The sequence below is a fragment of the Allobosea sp. WAO genome (assembly GCF_001509835.1).
Classification (GTDB): domain Bacteria; phylum Pseudomonadota; class Alphaproteobacteria; order Rhizobiales; family Beijerinckiaceae; genus Allobosea.
Map to the genome: position 1 here is coordinate 97,052 of NZ_JXTJ01000008.1, position 16,217 is coordinate 113,268.

Annotated in this window: 12 protein-coding genes; 8 read left to right on the plus strand and 4 right to left on the minus strand. The window is 67.3% G+C overall.

Annotated features, from left to right (window positions below; translation table 11 throughout):
- Window positions 1-211 precede the first annotated feature (211 nt).
- From DK26_RS15405 to DK26_RS15430, 6 genes are all read left to right on the plus strand, one after another.
- Window positions 212-3,838, plus strand: coding sequence for an autotransporter domain-containing protein (locus tag DK26_RS15405; RefSeq protein ID WP_066474187.1), 3,627 nt, complete (start codon window positions 212-214; stop codon window positions 3,836-3,838).
- Between the two features lie 180 nt (window positions 3,839-4,018).
- Entirely contained in the window at window positions 4,019-5,161 is a 1,143-nt protein-coding gene (locus tag DK26_RS15410; protein WP_066474195.1) for a pyridoxal-phosphate dependent enzyme, read from the plus strand.
- A 129-nt stretch (window positions 5,162-5,290) separates the two neighbouring features.
- A complete protein-coding gene (locus DK26_RS15415) occupies window positions 5,291-6,229 on the plus strand; it encodes a transporter substrate-binding domain-containing protein (protein WP_157089678.1) in 939 nt (312 codons plus the stop codon).
- Window positions 6,230-6,311: 82 nt separating this feature from the next.
- Window positions 6,312-6,977 carry an amino acid ABC transporter permease gene (locus DK26_RS15420; protein WP_066475520.1) on the plus strand — a complete coding sequence of 222 codons (666 nt, stop codon included), beginning with the start codon at window positions 6,312-6,314 and terminating at the stop codon, window positions 6,975-6,977.
- A 125-nt stretch (window positions 6,978-7,102) separates the two neighbouring features.
- The gene (locus DK26_RS15425; RefSeq protein ID WP_066474197.1) at window positions 7,103-7,780 is read left to right on the plus strand and encodes an amino acid ABC transporter permease; all 678 of its coding nucleotides are present in this window, start codon (window positions 7,103-7,105) and stop codon (window positions 7,778-7,780) included.
- A 64-nt stretch (window positions 7,781-7,844) separates the two neighbouring features.
- Window positions 7,845-8,627, plus strand: a complete 783-nt coding sequence (locus tag DK26_RS15430) for an amino acid ABC transporter ATP-binding protein (protein ID WP_066475521.1) — start codon at window positions 7,845-7,847, stop codon at window positions 8,625-8,627.
- Window positions 8,628-8,709: 82 nt separating this feature from the next.
- Here the strand turns inward: DK26_RS15430 and DK26_RS15435 are convergent, their stop codons facing one another.
- The 4 genes from DK26_RS15435 to DK26_RS15450 all read right to left on the minus strand — a co-directional run bounded on the left by DK26_RS15435 (window position 8,710) and on the right by DK26_RS15450 (window position 13,372).
- Complete coding sequence (locus tag DK26_RS15435) at window positions 8,710-9,978, minus strand: acyl-CoA dehydrogenase family protein (protein WP_066474200.1); 1,269 nt, start codon at window positions 9,976-9,978, stop codon at window positions 8,710-8,712.
- 147 nt (window positions 9,979-10,125) lie between these two features.
- Window positions 10,126-11,172 (minus strand): phosphotransferase family protein, encoded by a 1,047-nt coding sequence (locus DK26_RS15440; RefSeq protein WP_066474203.1) that lies wholly within the window; start codon window positions 11,170-11,172, stop codon window positions 10,126-10,128.
- Window positions 11,173-11,221: 49 nt separating this feature from the next.
- The gene (locus DK26_RS15445; RefSeq protein WP_066474205.1) at window positions 11,222-12,619 is read right to left on the minus strand and encodes a bifunctional serine/threonine-protein kinase/universal stress protein; all 1,398 of its coding nucleotides are present in this window, start codon (window positions 12,617-12,619) and stop codon (window positions 11,222-11,224) included.
- A 12-nt stretch (window positions 12,620-12,631) separates the two neighbouring features.
- Window positions 12,632-13,372 carry a metallophosphoesterase family protein gene (locus tag DK26_RS15450; protein WP_066474207.1) on the minus strand — a complete coding sequence of 247 codons (741 nt, stop codon included), beginning with the start codon at window positions 13,370-13,372 and terminating at the stop codon, window positions 12,632-12,634.
- A 296-nt stretch (window positions 13,373-13,668) separates the two neighbouring features.
- Between DK26_RS15450 and DK26_RS15455 the strand changes: the two genes are divergently transcribed.
- Together DK26_RS15455 and DK26_RS15460 are read left to right on the plus strand one after the other, a co-directional pair.
- Window positions 13,669-14,463, plus strand: coding sequence for a phytanoyl-CoA dioxygenase family protein (locus DK26_RS15455; protein ID WP_066474209.1), 795 nt, complete (start codon window positions 13,669-13,671; stop codon window positions 14,461-14,463).
- Between the two features lie 113 nt (window positions 14,464-14,576).
- Window positions 14,577-16,178 (plus strand): CYTH and CHAD domain-containing protein, encoded by a 1,602-nt coding sequence (locus DK26_RS15460; RefSeq protein WP_066474211.1) that lies wholly within the window; start codon window positions 14,577-14,579, stop codon window positions 16,176-16,178.
- The last annotated feature ends 39 nt before the right edge of the window (window positions 16,179-16,217 follow it).

Sequence of the window (16,217 nt, forward strand, 5' to 3'; positions counted from 1 at the left end):
ACGGTCGGAGTCTATCTGGCGATCTGGTCGGGGTTTGATGGCTTTTCCGGACAGGGGGAGGTCCGGAAGATTCGTCTAGGCCGCTGGACGTTCGTCGAAATAGTGCAGATTGCGGTTATTCGCGTGTAGAAGCTTCGTATCTTTCGGTCGTTCGGGAAAAGAGGCGGCCGATAGCTGTGACTATGCCTGGGCTGGGGACGATATGAGTGTGATGAGAGCTAGCTTCGCTGCGAGCGTCAGCGTCGCCGCCCTGATTTCGGCTGCGCAGGCCGCCGAGACCTATCGGATTTCCACGCCCGCCGGGTATTTCGTTGCGGGCACCAGGATCGCCGAGAACGGTGCGACCGCCTTCACCTTCAGCCATGCAAGCGGCTCGACGGGCAGCTGGGCGTGGGACAAGTTCAGCCTGTGGACACCGTCCGGCGGCCTGACTTCGCTGCCGCTCGGACCCCACACCAATGCCCTCGTCTCGATCGCCGGCATCTCGGCCGACGGGTCGATCATCTCGGCCTTCGCCACGCCGCCCGTGCCGCAGGCGAACTTCATCTGGAGGGACGGACGGGATATCCAGTCTCTCGCGAGCATTGCCCCGCTTGCGCCCGGCCATCGAGCGAGCGGGCTCATGCTGCAGGACGGCAAGACGACGCTGCAGTCGACCGCGCTCCTGCCGTCCGGCAACATCAACACGGCCTGGGTGAGAGACGGGCGTGTCGTAAATTCGTTCCAGATGAACTTCTTCGACGAAATCCACGCGAGCCGGGACGGAGAGGTCAGCGTCACGGTCAACTCCGGCACGAAGCTGAATTCCAACGGATTTTCGTTCTCGTCCAACAATATCGGGACCCAGCTGATTCGGGGGCAGGCGGCCGGTGTCGCATTTGCCCCCAATGTGACCCTGCCGGAGGGAACGGTCCGGTCCGGCGCTGTGATGGCAACCGGCGTCAGCCTCGACGGCAACGTCGTCTTTGGAACCTTCGCGCCGGTCCCCGTCGGAGATGTGAGCGCGCGTCGCGGCTTTCGTGCCTTCAGCGACGGGTCCGCCGGCGTCGAAGTTGGCCGGTTCATCGGCCAGGGGAAGGGCACGGCGTTGCCGACCAGTTCCAATGCGGACGGCTCGGCGATCGTCGGCAACAGTGTCCGATGGACGATGGCGGACTACGGGCAGATATCGCTCGTCGGCATCGGCCTGAACGAGCCGCAGGCCGCCGGCGAATCCTGGGCGTGGGACGAAATCTTCGGCACGCGCCCGCTAAGCGAGACGCTCGGCAAGCAGGGCGTCGACACCAAGGGCTACAAGATCGTCGATGCCCGCCTCTCTGGCGACGGATCGACGATCATCGCCCAGCTCCTGCCGGAGGGTGCCCGCAGCTGGGCCGAGCAACGAGCGGCGCTGCCACCGAGCTACCTGGACGAGAATGTCCACACCGCGGCCCAGCGGGCCTACCAGGCCGGACTCCAGACGATCGCGGTCACCGGGCTGGTCCAGAACCGCTATCTCGGGCCGGGTGGCGTCAAGCAGTCGCTCACGCTGGGGGGCGATGAAAAAAGCCGGGTCGGCCTCCTCGGCGGCAGCGGCTCCGTCACGATCGGAAAGGGCGGCCTGCTCACGGTCGGCGGCAACAACGATTCGAGCGACCCGGCCAATGCCCGCAGCATCTGGTCCGGGGTGATTTCCGGAGCGGGCGGCGTCGAGAAGACCGGGACCGGAACCTGGATCGTTTCGGGCAAGAACACCTATACCGGTCCGACACTCGTCAATGGCGGCATGCTCCTGCTGACCGGCCAGCTGACCTCCAACGTGTCGATCGGACGAGGCGCGGCGCTGCAGGTCGGCGACGGCGCGCGCGCCGGCGATCTCAGGGGCGATGCGCTGATCGCCGGAACCTTGCTCTTCGAGCAGCCCGGCGATTACACCTATTCCGGAGCCCTGTCCGGCAACGGCGCGCTCATCAAGCGAGGGCCCGGCACGCTGACCCTTGGCGGCGAGAACCTCTTTACCGGGCTGACCAGCGTCCAGGCGGGCAGGCTTTCGGTGACCGGCCTGCTGTCTCCCCAGTCGGCGCTCAGCCTGGATGGCGGCACGCTCTCGCTCAGCCGCGACCAGAAGGTCGCCGCGCTCGTCGGCAGTGGCGGCACGCTTGCGCTGGAAGGGGCTTCGCTCACGGTCGATCAGTCCGGCGACACGGTCTTTTCTGGGGCCATCACCGGTACCGGCGCGTTTGTGAAGACGGGTTCCGGCTCGCTGAACCTGACGGGCGCGAACAGCTTCTCGGGGCCGACGACGGTCAATGGCGGCCGCCTCGCCGTGAACGGCTCGTTGAACAACTCGCTCGTGACCGTGGAGACGGGCGGTGTCCTCGGCGGCAACGGAACTGTCGGCGGCATCGTGCTGCAGGGCGGCGTGGTCTCGCCCGGCAACTCGATCGGCCAGCTCAACACCTCCGGCAACATCGTCTTCGGGCCGGGGTCGACCTACCTGGTCGAGACGAATGCCGCCGGGCAATCCGATCGGATCGTCACCACGGGCACGGCGAGCCTCGGCAACGGCAGCGTTCAGGTTCTCGCCGAGCAGGGCAATTACGAGCTGCGGACGAACTATACGATCCTGACCGCAGCCGGCGGTGTTTCGGGCCAGTTCGGGTCGGTCTCGACCAATCTCGCCTTCCTGACGCCGACGCTCAGCTATGGCGCGAACAACGTCCTCCTCACCCTCAGGCGCAACGACGTCCTGCTGAGCGATGTCGCCATCACCCGCAACCAGGCTGCCGTCGCCGGCGCGCTGGAGGGGATGTCGATATCCGGCCCCGTGCTGGCGGCATTGATCGGCGGTACCGCCGATCAGGCGCGCGGCGCCTTCAACCTGCTCGCCGGCGAAGTGCACGCCAACGCCGTGAGCACGCTCTATACGCAGTCGGCGAGCGTGCGCGACGCGGTGATGGGGCGTCTGCGCGGTGGCCAACCGCAGGAGGGGAATGCCGCCGCCGGCCCGGCGGACGGGGGAGACCTCGACCCTCGGGTCTTCGGGCTCTGGGGGCAGGGGTTCGGCGGGTGGGGCCGTACCGACCGCGACGCCAATGCCGCCGCCGTGAACCGTTCCGACGCCGGGTTCGTGCTCGGTGCCGATGCCAGTTTCGATTCCCGTTGGCGCGTCGGCGTCGCCGCCGGCTACGCGCATAGCCGCTTCGACACGGCGAGCCGGCTGTCTTCCGGCACGATCGACGGTGGCTTCGCCGCACTTTACGGCGCGACTTCGCTGGGGCCGGTGAATTTGCGTGCCGGCGTCTCCTATGGGCAGCAGACCGTCAAGACCTCGCGGACCGTGCTGTTCCGCTCGTTCAGCAGCGCGTCGACGGCGAATTACGACGCATCGACCGCGCAGGCCTTCGCGGAGCTGGGCTACCGGTTCCGGCTCGGGGCTGTGGCGCTCGAGCCCTTCGTGAACGGCGCGGCGATCAGGGTCCACACCGACAATTTCGCCGAGCAGGGCGGTGCGGCCTCCCTGAACGGCGCCGCGCGCGACTATGTCATCGGGACCACGACCCTGGGCCTGCGCGGCGATTACGCGTTCTCCGACACGCCGATCATCGTTCGCGCGATGCTGGGATGGCGGCTGGCTTATGGCGATCTCAACCCGTCGGCCCGCCTGGCCTTCCAGGCGCCGGCATCGGCACAGTTCCTGTCGACAGCCGCCCCGCTCGACCGCAACAGCCTGGTCTCCGAATTCAGCCTGGACTGGCGTCTGAGCAGCAGCGCTTCGCTGGGCCTGCTCTATGCCGGAGCCTATGGCGCGACGGCTCAGGATCAGTCGCTCAGGGGGCGCTTCGAGCTGACGTTCTAGCTCTGGGCCGCCGGGGTCTCGGTGCCGGCGGCGTCGGATATCGCGCGGCGGGGCCCGGACGACGCAGGGGTGCCCCATGGGAGACGGGGGCAGTCACGGCTTTCGTTTTCAGTCTAGGCTGAGGCCGTGGCGGCCTTGCCGGGGCAGGGCGGCCGGCCGGCAGCCTAAGGAGTGCTCGCGATGGAACTGCGTTGCGTCGATTGCGGCGAGACCTACCCGCCGGTGCTGATGTATCGCTGCAAGGCCTGCGGCGGCATCCTGGAGACGGTCGGCGACGACGATACGCTGCGCGTCTCGCTCGGCGAGAGCACCACGCCGCTGCTGCGGGCCCGCCGGATCGAGGCGGCGCTTCCAGGTTTCTCCGGTGAGATCTGGCTGAAGGACGAGACCCGCAACCCGTCCGGCTCGTTCAAGGATCGCCTCGTCGCCAGCGCCATGGGCCGGGCGTTATCGCTCGGCATCCGCAAGGTCGTCTGCGCCTCCTCGGGCAATGCCGGGGCCGCGACCGCCGCCTATGCCGCCCGCGCCGGCATTCCGGCGGTCATCATAGTGCCGGCCAATACCCCACTGGGCAAGGTGACGCAGATCGCCGCCTATGGCGCGATCCTGCTCTTGGTCGAGGGGCATTACAGCAAGTCCTACGATCTCGCGCTGGCTCTCGCCGAGCGCCACGGCTTTGCCAACCTCACCACCACCTTCATCAACCCCTATGCCGTCGCCGGCCTGACTGCCGTCGGCACCGAACTCGTCGTGCAGCTCGGCGGCGCGCCGAGCCATGTACTGGTGCCGACCGGCAGCGGCCCGCTGGTCAAGGGCGTCTGGCAGGGGATGGTCGATGCCGGCGCCACGACCCGGCTGATCGCCGTGCAGGCAGAGGGCTGCGCGCCGATTGTGCAGGCCTTCGAGGCCGGCGCCGAGGAGGTGACCGCCTGGGGCATGCCGCAGACCATCGCCTCGGGGATCAGCGACCCGCTGATCGGCTATGAGCGCGATGGAGCCTATACGCTGAAACTGGTCCGCGAGAGCGGCGGCCGGGCGATCGCGGTGGGTGACGAGGAATTGCGCGCGGCGATGCGGCTGCTCGCCCGCAGCGAAGGCATCTATGCCGAGCCGACCGGCGCGAGCCCGATCGCGGCGCTGCCGCGCCTGCTCTCGGATGGCGAGCTACCACCCGGCTCGCGCGTCGTCTGCATGGTGACCGGACACGGCTTCAAGGACGGCAAGGCCTATCAGGAGATGCCGGTGCGGACCCACAAGGTCGAGGATCCCGCCGACATAGCTGCGGTCGCCGGGCTTTGCGAGGCTGCCCTGAAAGCCGTCTGAAGGTGGCTCCTGATTTCCCTAGAGGCAGAGTGAATTATCCGGCTTTGCAGCTGGCATTTTTCTTGCCACGTTCATGATGCTGCGGGCCGGAGTCTGCAGGGAACGTGGATCAAAAGAGGGGAGTTCGTGATGGGCATTCATGACGACGGAACTTTGGACGGCGCCACTCCCCAGAAAGACGAGGCGGCCCTGACCTTGGAGCGACGCAGCCTGTTCGGCCTCGGCCTCGCCGGCGCTGCGATCGGCGCGGCGGCGACCGGGCTCCTGACCCCGGCTTCGGCCCAGGCCCAGACGGCGGCGAAGAGCAAACTCCATATCGTCAAGGAACGCGGCAAGCTGATCGTCGGCACGGGCAGCACCAATCCGCCCTGGCACTTCCAGGATGCCAGCGGCAAGCTCGTCGGCATGGATATCGACCTCGCCAAACTTCTGGCGAAGGGCCTGTTCGACGACTACGAGAAGGTCGAGTTCGTGCTGCAGGGCTCGGATGCCCGCATCCCCAGCCTCGTCACCGACAAGGTCGACATCGTCGTGCAGTGGATGACGGTGACGCCGGGCCGGGCCCAGCAGGTCGAGTTCACCATCCCCTATTACCGCGAAGGCGTCGGCCTGCTGATGCTGGCGCGGGGCGGCAAGTTCAAGAACTACGAAGAACTGAAGGCGGCCGGCAAGGACGTCACCGTCGGCGGCATGCAGAACGTCTTCCTCGAGGAGTGGATCCGCAAGGCGCTGCCGCAGGCCAAGGTCGATGCCTTCGACAGCCCGGACGCGGCAATGCAGGCGCTCAACGCGCGCCGTATCGACGCCTCGATGCAGGACCAGTCGGCGATGCGCTGGCTGATGCAGCAGGCGCCCGGCCGCTTCGTCGATTCCGGCTTCGGCTGGATGCCAAACTCCTACGCCTCGGCCGTGAAGCCCGGTGACCCGATCTGGCTGAACTGGGTCAACACGGTCTACAAGGAGGCGATGATGGGCGTCGATTTCGACTATTTCGCCGCCTCCTACAAGAAATGGTTCGGCATCGACCTGCCGATCCCGAAGGTCGGCTTCCCGCAGGAATTCGCCTGATCCCGCATTCGCCTGATCGCAACGTGGCGATGGCGGGCCGGACACCCGGCCCGCCGCTTACGGGACCTTCGCGACAGCCATGATTGACTACCATTTCGACTGGTCCGTCATCGCGCGGAACTGGGACAAGCTGATCGACGCGCTCCTGCTCGGTCTCTGGCTGGCGGTGATCTCGCTGGCGATCGGCTGCATCATCGGCATCCTGACGGCCTATGCCCGGCTTTCCGGCAAGAAATGGCTTTCGGGGCCGGTCTGGGCCTATGTCGAGTTCATCCGCTGCACGCCGCTGCTGCTGCTGATCTTCTTCCTGTATTTCGGTCTGCCGGAATTCGACATCAACTTCCTCGACAAGACCGAGAGCTTCGTGCTCTCGCTCTCGCTCTATGCCGGCGCCTACATGTCCGAGGTCTTCCGGGCCGGCCTCTCCTCGATCCCCAAGCAATATGTCGAGGCGGCCAAGGCGATCGGCCTGCGGCCCTGGCAGCGCCAGGCCTATGTGGTGCTGCCGGTGATGTTCCGGATCACCCTGCCGGCGGTCAGCAATAACCTGATCTCGCTGTTCAAGGACACTTCGCTCGCGGCGGCGATCGCGGTGCCGGAGCTGACCTTTATCGCAAGGCAGATCAACGCCAACACCTTCCGGGTCATGGAGGTCTGGCTGACTGCGAGCGCGCTCTACCTCGCCACTGCCTATCTCATCGCCATCGTGCTGCGCCAGGTCGAGCGCCGCTACGCCTCGATCCGCTAGAGCAGGATGCGAAAAAGTGGAAACCGGTTTTTTGCAGCAATCCTGCTCTAAACTCTTAGAATCGATCACGTTTTATGATTTTGGATCGACTCGATCCAAAATCATCGTGATCTAGGGAGCCTTCGATGGATTTCTCGATGGCTCCCGGCACCTTCTGGTTCGAGGCCTGGCAGGCCCGTGCCTCGCTGCTCTCCGGGCTCGGTGTCACCTTGCTGAGCTCGGCGCTGAGCATCGTGATGGCGACCTTCTGCGGCATCCTGATGGGCGTCGCGCTGTCCTATGGCTGGTGGTGGCTGAAGCTGCTGGCCAGACTCTATGTCGACCTGATGCGCGGTATCCCGGTGCTCGTGCTGATCCTGTTCACCTATTACGGGCTCGCTCTGTTCGGCGTGAACGTCGCCGCCTTCTGGGCCGGGGTGATCGCGCTCGGTGCCTTCGCCACCGCCCATGTCGCCGAGAATTTCCGCGGCGCGGTCGAATCCGTGCCCGCCGGGCAGATGGAAGCCGCCAAGGCCATCGGCCTGAGCTTCGGCAAGCGCCTGTACTACGTGATCCTGCCGCAGGCCTTCCGGCGCATGCTGCCGCCCTGGGTCAATACCGGGCTCGAGATCGTCAAGGGTACGACACTGCTCTCAATCATCGGCGTGGTCGAATTGCTGCTCTCGGCCCAGCAGCAGATGGCCCGCAACTACATGATCGTCGAGTTCTACATGCTGACGGTGGTTCTCTACCTGATCATCAACTTCACGCTGGCGCAGCTCGGCGCGCTGCTGGAACGCAAGACCTCCTATCTGCGCTACTGAGCATGGCGTCGCGCGATGCCAGCTCCGAAGCTCGTGGAATGAACCGAACGGGATGCGACTGCCGATGACCGAGCCAGCCCTGCTCCAGGCCACCAATGTCCGCAAGCATTTCGGCGAGATCGAGGTGCTGAAGGGAATCGACCTCACCGTCAGGCAGGGGCAGGTGGTATCGCTGATCGGTGCCTCCGGCTCCGGCAAGACGACCTTCCTGCGCTGCGTCAACCTGCTCGAGGAGCACGATGGCGGCGAGATCCTGCTCGATGGCGACCCGATCGGCTACCGGATGGTGGGCGGCACTCGCAAGCGTCTGAGTGAGACGAAGATTTCCGCACAGCGCGCCCGTATCGGCATGGTCTTCCAGCAGTTCAACCTGTTCCCGCACCTGACCGCCGGCCAGAACGTCATGCTCGGCCTGACCAAGGTGCAGGGCAAAAGTGCCGCGGAGGCCAAGGAGATCGCCGAGCACTGGCTCGGCCGCGTCGGCCTCGCGGAGCGCCGTGATCACTATCCCTACCAGCTCTCGGGCGGCCAGCAGCAGCGTGTCGCGATCGCCCGCGCCGTCGCCATGCAGCCGCGCCTCCTGCTCTTCGACGAGGTGACCTCGGCGCTCGATCCGGAGCTTGTCGCAGAGGTGCTCGGCGTGATGCAGGCGCTCGCCGAATCCGGCATGACCATGCTGCTGGTCAGCCACGAAATGCTCTTCGTCCGCGAGGTCTCGCACCACGTCCTGTTCCTCGACCAGGGCCGGGTTGCGCAGGAGGGCAAGCCCTCCGAGGTCTTCGACAATCCGGAGAGCGAGCGCCTGCGCAGCTTCCTCGGCCGCTTCCACGGCATCTTCAGCCGCTGAGCGGCCTTGGGGCCTTCAGCAGGGGCATCCCGGGTCGCCTTCGGCCGCCCGGGATGACACCGTCAGTTCACGCGGGTGTCGTTCAGCCAGTCTTCGCATGCGGACGCAGCACGCCCTGTTCGGCGAAGGTGCTGCGGTTGCTTTCTTTGCGCTTCTTGATCTCGGCCCGCGCCACGGTGCGCAGATGCACCTCGTCAGGCCCGTCGATGAAGCGCAGCGCCCGGCCCCAGCTGTAGATGAAGGCGAGCGGGGTGTCGTTGGAGAGCCCGCCCGCGCCGAAGACCTGCATCGCCCGATCGGCGAGTTTGGTCTGCAGACGCGCCGCCACGACCTTGATCGCCGAGACCTCGGTGCGCGCAGCCTTGTTGCCGTACTTGTCCATCATCCAGGCGGCGCGCAGGCAAAGCAGCCGAGCCTGGTCGATCTCCATCCGGCCTTCCGCGATCCAGTCCTGGACATTGGCATAGTCGGAGAGGTTGCGGCCGAACGCCTTTCGCTCAAGCGCGCGCTCGACCATCAGCTCGAGCGCCACCTCGCATTGGCCGATCGTGCGCATGCAATGGTGGATGCGTCCCGGCCCGAGCCGCGCCTGGGCGAGGGCGAAGCCTGCGCCTTCCTCGCCGAGCAGGTTCGCGGCGGGCACGCGGACATTCGTGAAATCGGTCTCGGTATGACCCTCGATCGAATAATGGTTCAGCAGCGGCAGGTTGCGCATCACCGTGAGGCCGGGAGCGTCCATCGGCACGATGATCATGCTGTGGCGCTTGTGCGGATCGGCCTCCGGTCGCGGATCGGAGAGCCCCATGACGATGCAGAACTTCGCCTTCGGATGCAGCGCGCCGGTCGTCCACCATTTGCGGCCGTTGATGACGTAGTCGTCGCCGTCGCGAATGATCGTGGTCTGGAGATTGGTCGGGTCCGAAGAGGCGACGCCCGGCTCGGTGATCCCGACGCAGGAGCGGATCTCGCCATTGAGCATCGGCATCAGCCAGCGTTCGCGCTGCTCCGGCGTCGCGAACATGTGCAGGATTTCCATGTTCCCGGTGTCGGGGGCGTTGCAGTTGAACACCTCCGAGGACCAGAAGATCCGGCCCATGATCTCGGCGAGCGGCGCGTATTCGAGATTGGTCAGCCGCGTGCCCGGCTCGTCCGGCTTGAGCGCCGGCAGGAACAGGTTCCAGAGCCCCGCAGCCCTGGCCTTCTGCTTGAGTGCGTCGATCAGGGCCGTGGGATAGCGCCCTGCCTCGACCTCATGCTTCCAGGCGACGTCGGCCGGCTGGATATGGGTATCCATGAAGTCCTGCAGCTTCGCGCGCAGCTCTTCGACCCTGGCCGAATAAGCGAAATCCATCACTCTTCTCCCACCCTAACGCAGTCGTCCCGGACAAGCCGCGCTGCGGCGCCGATCCGGGATCCATGCCTGAGCCTCTATCGGACGTAGTCCGGTACGGATCCCGGGTCTCCCTGCGGTCCCCCGGGAATGACAACAGAAGCGCACTTAGACGTCATTGCTCTCGATCACGCCCACGGCACGCTGCGCAAAACTCTCCGCCATCGCGCCGACCGCGACGGCGTTCTCGGCCGCGGCATTGCCCGACTTCGCCCGCGCCGCGATGCCGTCGAGGATGACGGCGAAGCGGAACAGCGAGAAGGCGATGTGGAAGCGCCCCGGCCCCTGCGTCCGGCCTGCGGCGGCGCAATAGCGGGCTATGTACTCGTCCTGCGAGGGGATGCCGAGCGCGTCCCGGTCGAGCCCGACGATGCCGGCATACATGTCGGGCGTCGAATGCCAAGGCAGGCAGGAGAAGGCGACGTCGGAGAGCGGGTGGCCGAGCGTCGAGAGCTCCCAGTCGAGCACGGCGACGACCTTCGGCTCCGCGGGCGCGAACATCAGATTGCCCATCCGGAAATCGCCATGGACGATGGTGGTGTCGGGCGTCTCGTCGAGATGGGCACCGAGCCAGTCGATGGCGCGGTCGATCGCCGGGATGTCCTGCGTCTTGGTTTCCCGCCATTGCCGGCCCCAGCGCGCGAGTTGGCGGGCATAGTAGTTCCCTGGCTTGCCGAAATCGGCGAGGCCGGCGCCCTGCCAGTCGAAGCCGTGCAGCGCGGCCAGCGTGTCTGCCATGGCGAAATACATCGCCCGGCGATCCGCCGGGGCTATGCCGGGGAGGGCGGTCTCGTGGAAGACGCGCCCCTCCAGCCGCTCCATCAAATAGAACGGCGTGCCGACGACATCGTCGCCCTCGTGCAGCAGTAATACCGGTGGTACCGGCACGGCGGAGCCCGCGAGCGCCTTCAGGATGCGGTATTCGCGCTCGACCGCATGGGCCGAGGGCAGGAGCGGCCCCGGCGGCTTCTTGCGCAGGACGAGACGCGTGCCGGCCTCCGGATAGGAGACGAAGAAGGTCGGGTTCGACTGGCCGCCGCTGATCCGCTCCAGCGTCAGTCTGCCGGCGACGCGGCCGGGCAGGGCGGAGCGCAGGAAGGCGTCGAGCCGGGAGGGATCGAATTCGGGGGGAGCGGAGGCAGGGCCGGCTGACATGGCGGGCATATTCGGGGGGGCGCTGGGGAAGGTCAACGCGCAAGCTCGCTCAGTCCAGCTCTCCGGTCTTGAGCCGCACCACCGAGACCGAGCACAGCGCCTCGGCGACGACCTTGGTCGACACGCTGCCGAGATGGCGACGCACCGCCGAGGAGGAGCGGGCACCGACGACGATATGGTCGATGTCGTTGCGCTCGGCATGGCGCAGGATCGCATCGGCGGCGCTGACGGCTTCTATGACGTGATAGCTGACGCGTTCCTCCGGCAGGTGCAGCGGCCTTGCCCAGTCCTTCAGCGCCACCAGCCGCTTGATGTAGAGCGAGCGGCCTTCGTCATCGACGGTCCTGGTCTCGCCGATGATCTCGGTGCGCAGCACGGTGATGCAGGCGAGCCAGGAATCCTCGCGTGCCGCCAGCAGTCGGCTGGTCTCGGCCAGGATCGCGCCGGCCAGCGGCTCTTCGCCCTCCGAGAGGTCGACTGCCGTCAGGATGATCGATGGACCGGCCTTGCGCCGCGCCTGCGTCGGCGCGCCGGTGATCTCCTGCTCGTCGCGCTTCTGGAACAGGGCGACGAGGCGTTGCCAGAGCCCGTGCGGCTTGTCGCGCCGCCGGCGCGCAACCGTGACCTGTTCGGGATGGCGCAGGTCGAAGGCGAGCTTGCTGGCATCGGCATAGCGCCGGCCGCGATCGACCTCGAGGCAGCGCCGCACGATCTCCTCGAGCCAGGCGGGCGCTTCCGGATTGACGGCCCTGAGCGGCTTCGGCTGATGATAAAGCCGGCGCTTCATCCCGGCGACGGTCTGCGGCCGGCCGAAGGGCTCCTCGCCGCAGGCCATCTGGTAGAGCAGGCAACCGAGCGCGAAAAGGTCGCTCGCCGGGTCGGAGCGGTCGCCCAGCACCTGCTCGGGCGCGATATAGGCGGCGGTGCCCATCGGCATGGTGCTCTCGGCGCCGAGCAGGTCCGGCAGCTCGGCATGATGCGCCAGCCCGAAATCGAGCAGCACCGCCCGGTTCCCGACCATCATCACGTTCTCGGGCTTGAGATCGAGATGCACCACGCCCTGCCGGTGCAGATCGGCGAGGGCGACGGCGATCGCCTCGCCAATGCGCGCGATTTCGGCAGCCGGTAGCGGCGCACGGCGCATCGTCTCCGCCAGGCTCGTGCCGGCGACGAACTCCATCGCGATATAGGGCGTGCGGGCGAGATCGCCGGCGGCGACGAAGCGCGGCACATGCGGGCCGGAGAGCCGGCGATGGATCAGCGCTTCGGCCTCGTAGCCGAGGATCGCCGAGACGTCGTCGCCCGGGTGGAAGAATGGAATCTTCAGTACCAGCGGCGCCGTCTCGTCCGGGTGGCTGGCGCGCCAGACTGTCGCCATGCCGCCGGTCTTCAGCTTTTCCGTCAGCGTGAAGCCGTCGATCACCGTGCCGGCCTGCGGCTTCTCCATCCGGTTCCTCCCTCAGCGGCCGATCAGCAGGCGCATGCCGAGCCATTCCGGCAGTCCGGCCGCAGCGATCTTGCGGGCCGTCGCCTGCATGTCATAGGGCACGCGAACCATCGTCACCTCGGCGAGATCGGTGTCGAGCAAGGCGAAACAGGCGGCGGGGTCGCCATCGCGCGGCTGGCCGACCGCGCCGACCACCAGCACGTGCCGCCGCAGCGCCGAGAGCGGCGCGGCTAGGTTGCGGCGCGGCGTGAACTTCACCGGCTCACGGCCCGGCCTGGCGTAGAACAGCGCCGGGATATGGGTATGCCCGCAGACGGTCAGGGAAGCTTCGCTGGCCGCGAGGCACTGCCCGGCGGCATGAGCGTCCGTGACATAGGGCCAGTCAGCCGGCGTCCGCGCGCTCGCATGGACGAAGAGCGTGTCGTCGATCGTCACTGAGAACGGCAGCGCCGCCAGGAAGCCGCGCTGCTCCGGCGAAAGCTGCGCGCGCGTCCACAGGGCTGCTTCACGGGCATGCGGCGTCATGCCGATGGGGCCGTGCACGGCGGCCTCGTCATGGTTGCCGAGGATGCAGAGCGCGCCCGCAGCGACGAGCCGGATCGCCATATCGACGGCAAAGCCGGGATCGGGACCGTAGCCGACGATGTCGCCGAGCAACACGAGCCGATCGGGCCGCAGCTGGCCCACCGTCTCCAGCACCGCCTCCAGTGCCTCGCGGTTCGCGTGGATGTCCGAGAGAACGGCGATGCGCATGTCGGGCGAGGCGGGTCCGCTGGTCTTGGCCTATCTGGCAGGCCTGAAGCCGGCTTGGCCAGTGCGCCTTTCGGCTCAGGGGGCCGGGCGTGGGTTGATCGCGCAAGGCGCGGCTGCGATACTGCCCGCACCATGATGATGTTCGCAGTCTTCGATCTCGCCTGACCTTCGTGCGGGCCTGCGGCGCCAAAGGCGCTTCGGTACCGCAAACGGACGCACCTTGCGTCCGAAGGTCCTTTGCCAGCCTGCCCGCGCGGCGGGCGTCTTGGCTGGCCGATATCGAAAGACGTCAATCAATGGCTCACCCTGAAACTGGTGCACGCGTCCTCCACGACGCGCAGATCGCCCATTTCATCGAACGCGGCTTCATCCGCATCGATAACGCCTTCCCGTCAGAGCTTGCCGACGAGGCGCGCGCCATTCTCTGGCGCGATCTCGGCTGCGATCCCTGCGATCCTGCGAGCTGGACGAAGCCGGTCGTTCGGCTCGGCATGTATGTCGACGCGCCCTTCGTCGCGGCGGCGAACACCCCGCGCCTGCATGGCGCCTTCGACCAGCTCGTCGGCGCCGGGCGCTGGCTGCCCTGCCGTGCCATGGGCACCTTCCCGGTACGCTTCCCTTCGCCGGAGGATCCGGGGGATGCCGGCTGGCATGTCGATGTCAGCTTCGGCTTCGACGATCCGGATTTCATGAACTGGCGCGTCAATCTCGCCTCGAAGGGCAGGGCGCTGCTGATGCTCTTGCTGTTCTCGGACGTCGGGGAGGAGGACGCGCCGACGCGTATCCGGGCGGGCTCGCACCATGACATCGCCCGTCAGCTCGCGCCGGCGGGCGAGGCCGGCTTGTCGCTGCGCGGACTCGCCGCCGACGGCTTCGCCGGCAGTGCCGGTCGCGAGGAAGTGTTGGCGACGGGACAGGCCGGCACGGTCTATCTCTGCCATCCCTTCCTGGTGCATTCCGCGCAACCGCATCGCGGTACGAGGCCGCGCTTCCTGGCGCAGCCGCCCTTGCTGCCGCGCGAGCCGTTGAGCCTCGATCGGGAGGACGGCGCCTACTCGCCCATCGAGGCTGCGATCCGGCAGGCGCTCTGACGCTGCGACATGCCGCCTCTGGGGCCTGTCCGGAAGGACGGGGTGACAGTTCGCGCCCGGCGAGGCTAGTCTTTCGCCGGGCGCTGACCCGCGGTCTCGCAAAAGGAGCCGATTTGGAAGCCAACCCGAACCCCGACGCGAAGGAGCCGCAGTCGGACGATGTTTCGTCGCCGGCGAAGGCTGCGCCGCGCGAAGTGGAACTCAAGCTCGCCGGCTCGGCCGAAGCGCTGGCGACCCTGCGCGAGGCCGAGTTGATCGCACGGCACGCCCGCAATCGCGGCGTCGTGCGCCGGCTCGAGGCGGTCTATTACGACACGCCGGACCGCCTGCTCGATCGAAACGGCCTTTCCCTGCGGGTACGGCGCAGCGGCCGGCGCCATGTCCAGACCGTGAAGCGCGCCAACAAGTCGGGTGACCCGCTGGCGCGTGACGAATGGGAAGTGAATCTGCCGGACGAGAAACTCGACCTCGGCCTGTTGCCGCTCGCGGAAATCGGCGAGCCGCTCGCCTCCCTGCCGGCCGCTTCGCTCGCTCCGGCCTTCGCCACCAAGGTCCGCCGGCGGGTGCAGAAGCTCGATTTCGGCGGCGCCGAGATCGAGCTCGCCCTCGATGATGGAGCGATCGAGATTGCCGACCGGCGCCTGCCGCTCTGCGAAGTCGAACTGGAGTTGAAGGCGGGGGAGGCGGCGGCGCTCTATGAGTTCGGGCACGCGCTGCTCGACATCGCTCCCTTGCGGGTCGAGACCGCGAGCAAGGCGGCGCGGGGCTGCCGGCTTGCCTTTGACCTGCCATTGCAGGCGCAGAAGGCAAAACCTGTCGCGCTCGCGGCGGGCGACAATGTCGATGCCGCCATCGTGACGATTCTCGGCAATGGCTATCGCCATCTCATCGCCAATCTCGGCCCGGCCGCTGCCGGTGGTTCGCCCGAGGCCGTTCACCAGATGCGGGTCTCGCTGCGCCGCCTGCGCACCGCCTTCTCGCTGTTCGGGCGCGAACTGGCGCCGCCGACCCTGGAGCCGATCGCGGCGGAGGCCAAGCGCCTTGCCCATGTGCTCGGCCCGGCCCGCAACTGGGACGTCTTCATCACGCAGACGCTGCCGGACATCACCGCCGAAGGGCTGACCGGCATCGACCTTTCGAGCCTGCAGGAGGCGGCGAAGCCGATGCAGGCGGAAAGCTATGCCGCGGTCCACGCTGCGCTCGCCAGTCGCCGGATCAACCGCTTCCTGCTGGCTTTCGGCGCCTTGATCGAGCGGCGCGGCTGGCGCAACGGCATCGCCAGCGAGGCGTTGACGGTGCTGGCCGAGCCGGTCGGCGTCTTTGCCGGCAGGGTGCTGGCGCGCAGCCATCGCAAGGCGCTGCGGCGCGGCCGGCATTTCGCCAAGCTCGCGCCGGAAGCGCGCCATGAACTCAGGCTGTCGCTGAAGAAGCTGCGCTATACCATCGAGTTCTTCCTGCCGCTCTATGCTGAGCAGCCGGCCGCACGCAAATATCTCGCCCGCCTGGAGAAGCTGCAGGAGGTGCTTGGCGCGGCCAACGACGTCGCGACGACGCAGCCCTTGCTTGCCGAGCTGCGGCGCGGCGAGGCCCGGCCGGAGCCGGACTTCGCGGCCGGTGCGGTCCTTGGCTGGCAGCGCCGGCATGAGCTTGACGCCAGCCGCAAGCTCCTGAAGCGCTGGCGGGAATTCGCGGCGGCGAAGCCATTCTGGAACTGAGCTTGCCCAATCCGCAGCCTCCGGCATTGCCCGCAGGCG

Bases quoted from the DNA above. Each gene is read 5' to 3' on its own strand.
- DK26_RS15405 (WP_066474187.1), top strand. From the start codon at position 212: ATGAGAGCTAGCTTCGCTGCGAGCGTCAGCGTCGCCGCCCTGATTTCG.
- DK26_RS15410 (WP_066474195.1), top strand. From the start codon at position 4,019: ATGGAACTGCGTTGCGTCGATTGCGGCGAGACCTACCCGCCGGTGCTG.
- DK26_RS15415 (WP_157089678.1), top strand. From the start codon at position 5,291: ATGGGCATTCATGACGACGGAACTTTGGACGGCGCCACTCCCCAGAAA.
- DK26_RS15425 (WP_066474197.1), top strand. From the start codon at position 7,103: ATGGATTTCTCGATGGCTCCCGGCACCTTCTGGTTCGAGGCCTGGCAG.
- DK26_RS15430 (WP_066475521.1), top strand. From the start codon at position 7,845: ATGACCGAGCCAGCCCTGCTCCAGGCCACCAATGTCCGCAAGCATTTC.
- DK26_RS15435 (WP_066474200.1), bottom strand. From the start codon at position 9,978: ATGGATTTCGCTTATTCGGCCAGGGTCGAAGAGCTGCGCGCGAAGCTG.
- DK26_RS15440 (WP_066474203.1), bottom strand. From the start codon at position 11,172: ATGTCAGCCGGCCCTGCCTCCGCTCCCCCCGAATTCGATCCCTCCCGG.
- DK26_RS15445 (WP_066474205.1), bottom strand. From the start codon at position 12,619: ATGGAGAAGCCGCAGGCCGGCACGGTGATCGACGGCTTCACGCTGACG.
- DK26_RS15450 (WP_066474207.1), bottom strand. From the start codon at position 13,372: ATGCGCATCGCCGTTCTCTCGGACATCCACGCGAACCGCGAGGCACTG.
- DK26_RS15455 (WP_066474209.1), top strand. From the start codon at position 13,669: ATGGCTCACCCTGAAACTGGTGCACGCGTCCTCCACGACGCGCAGATC.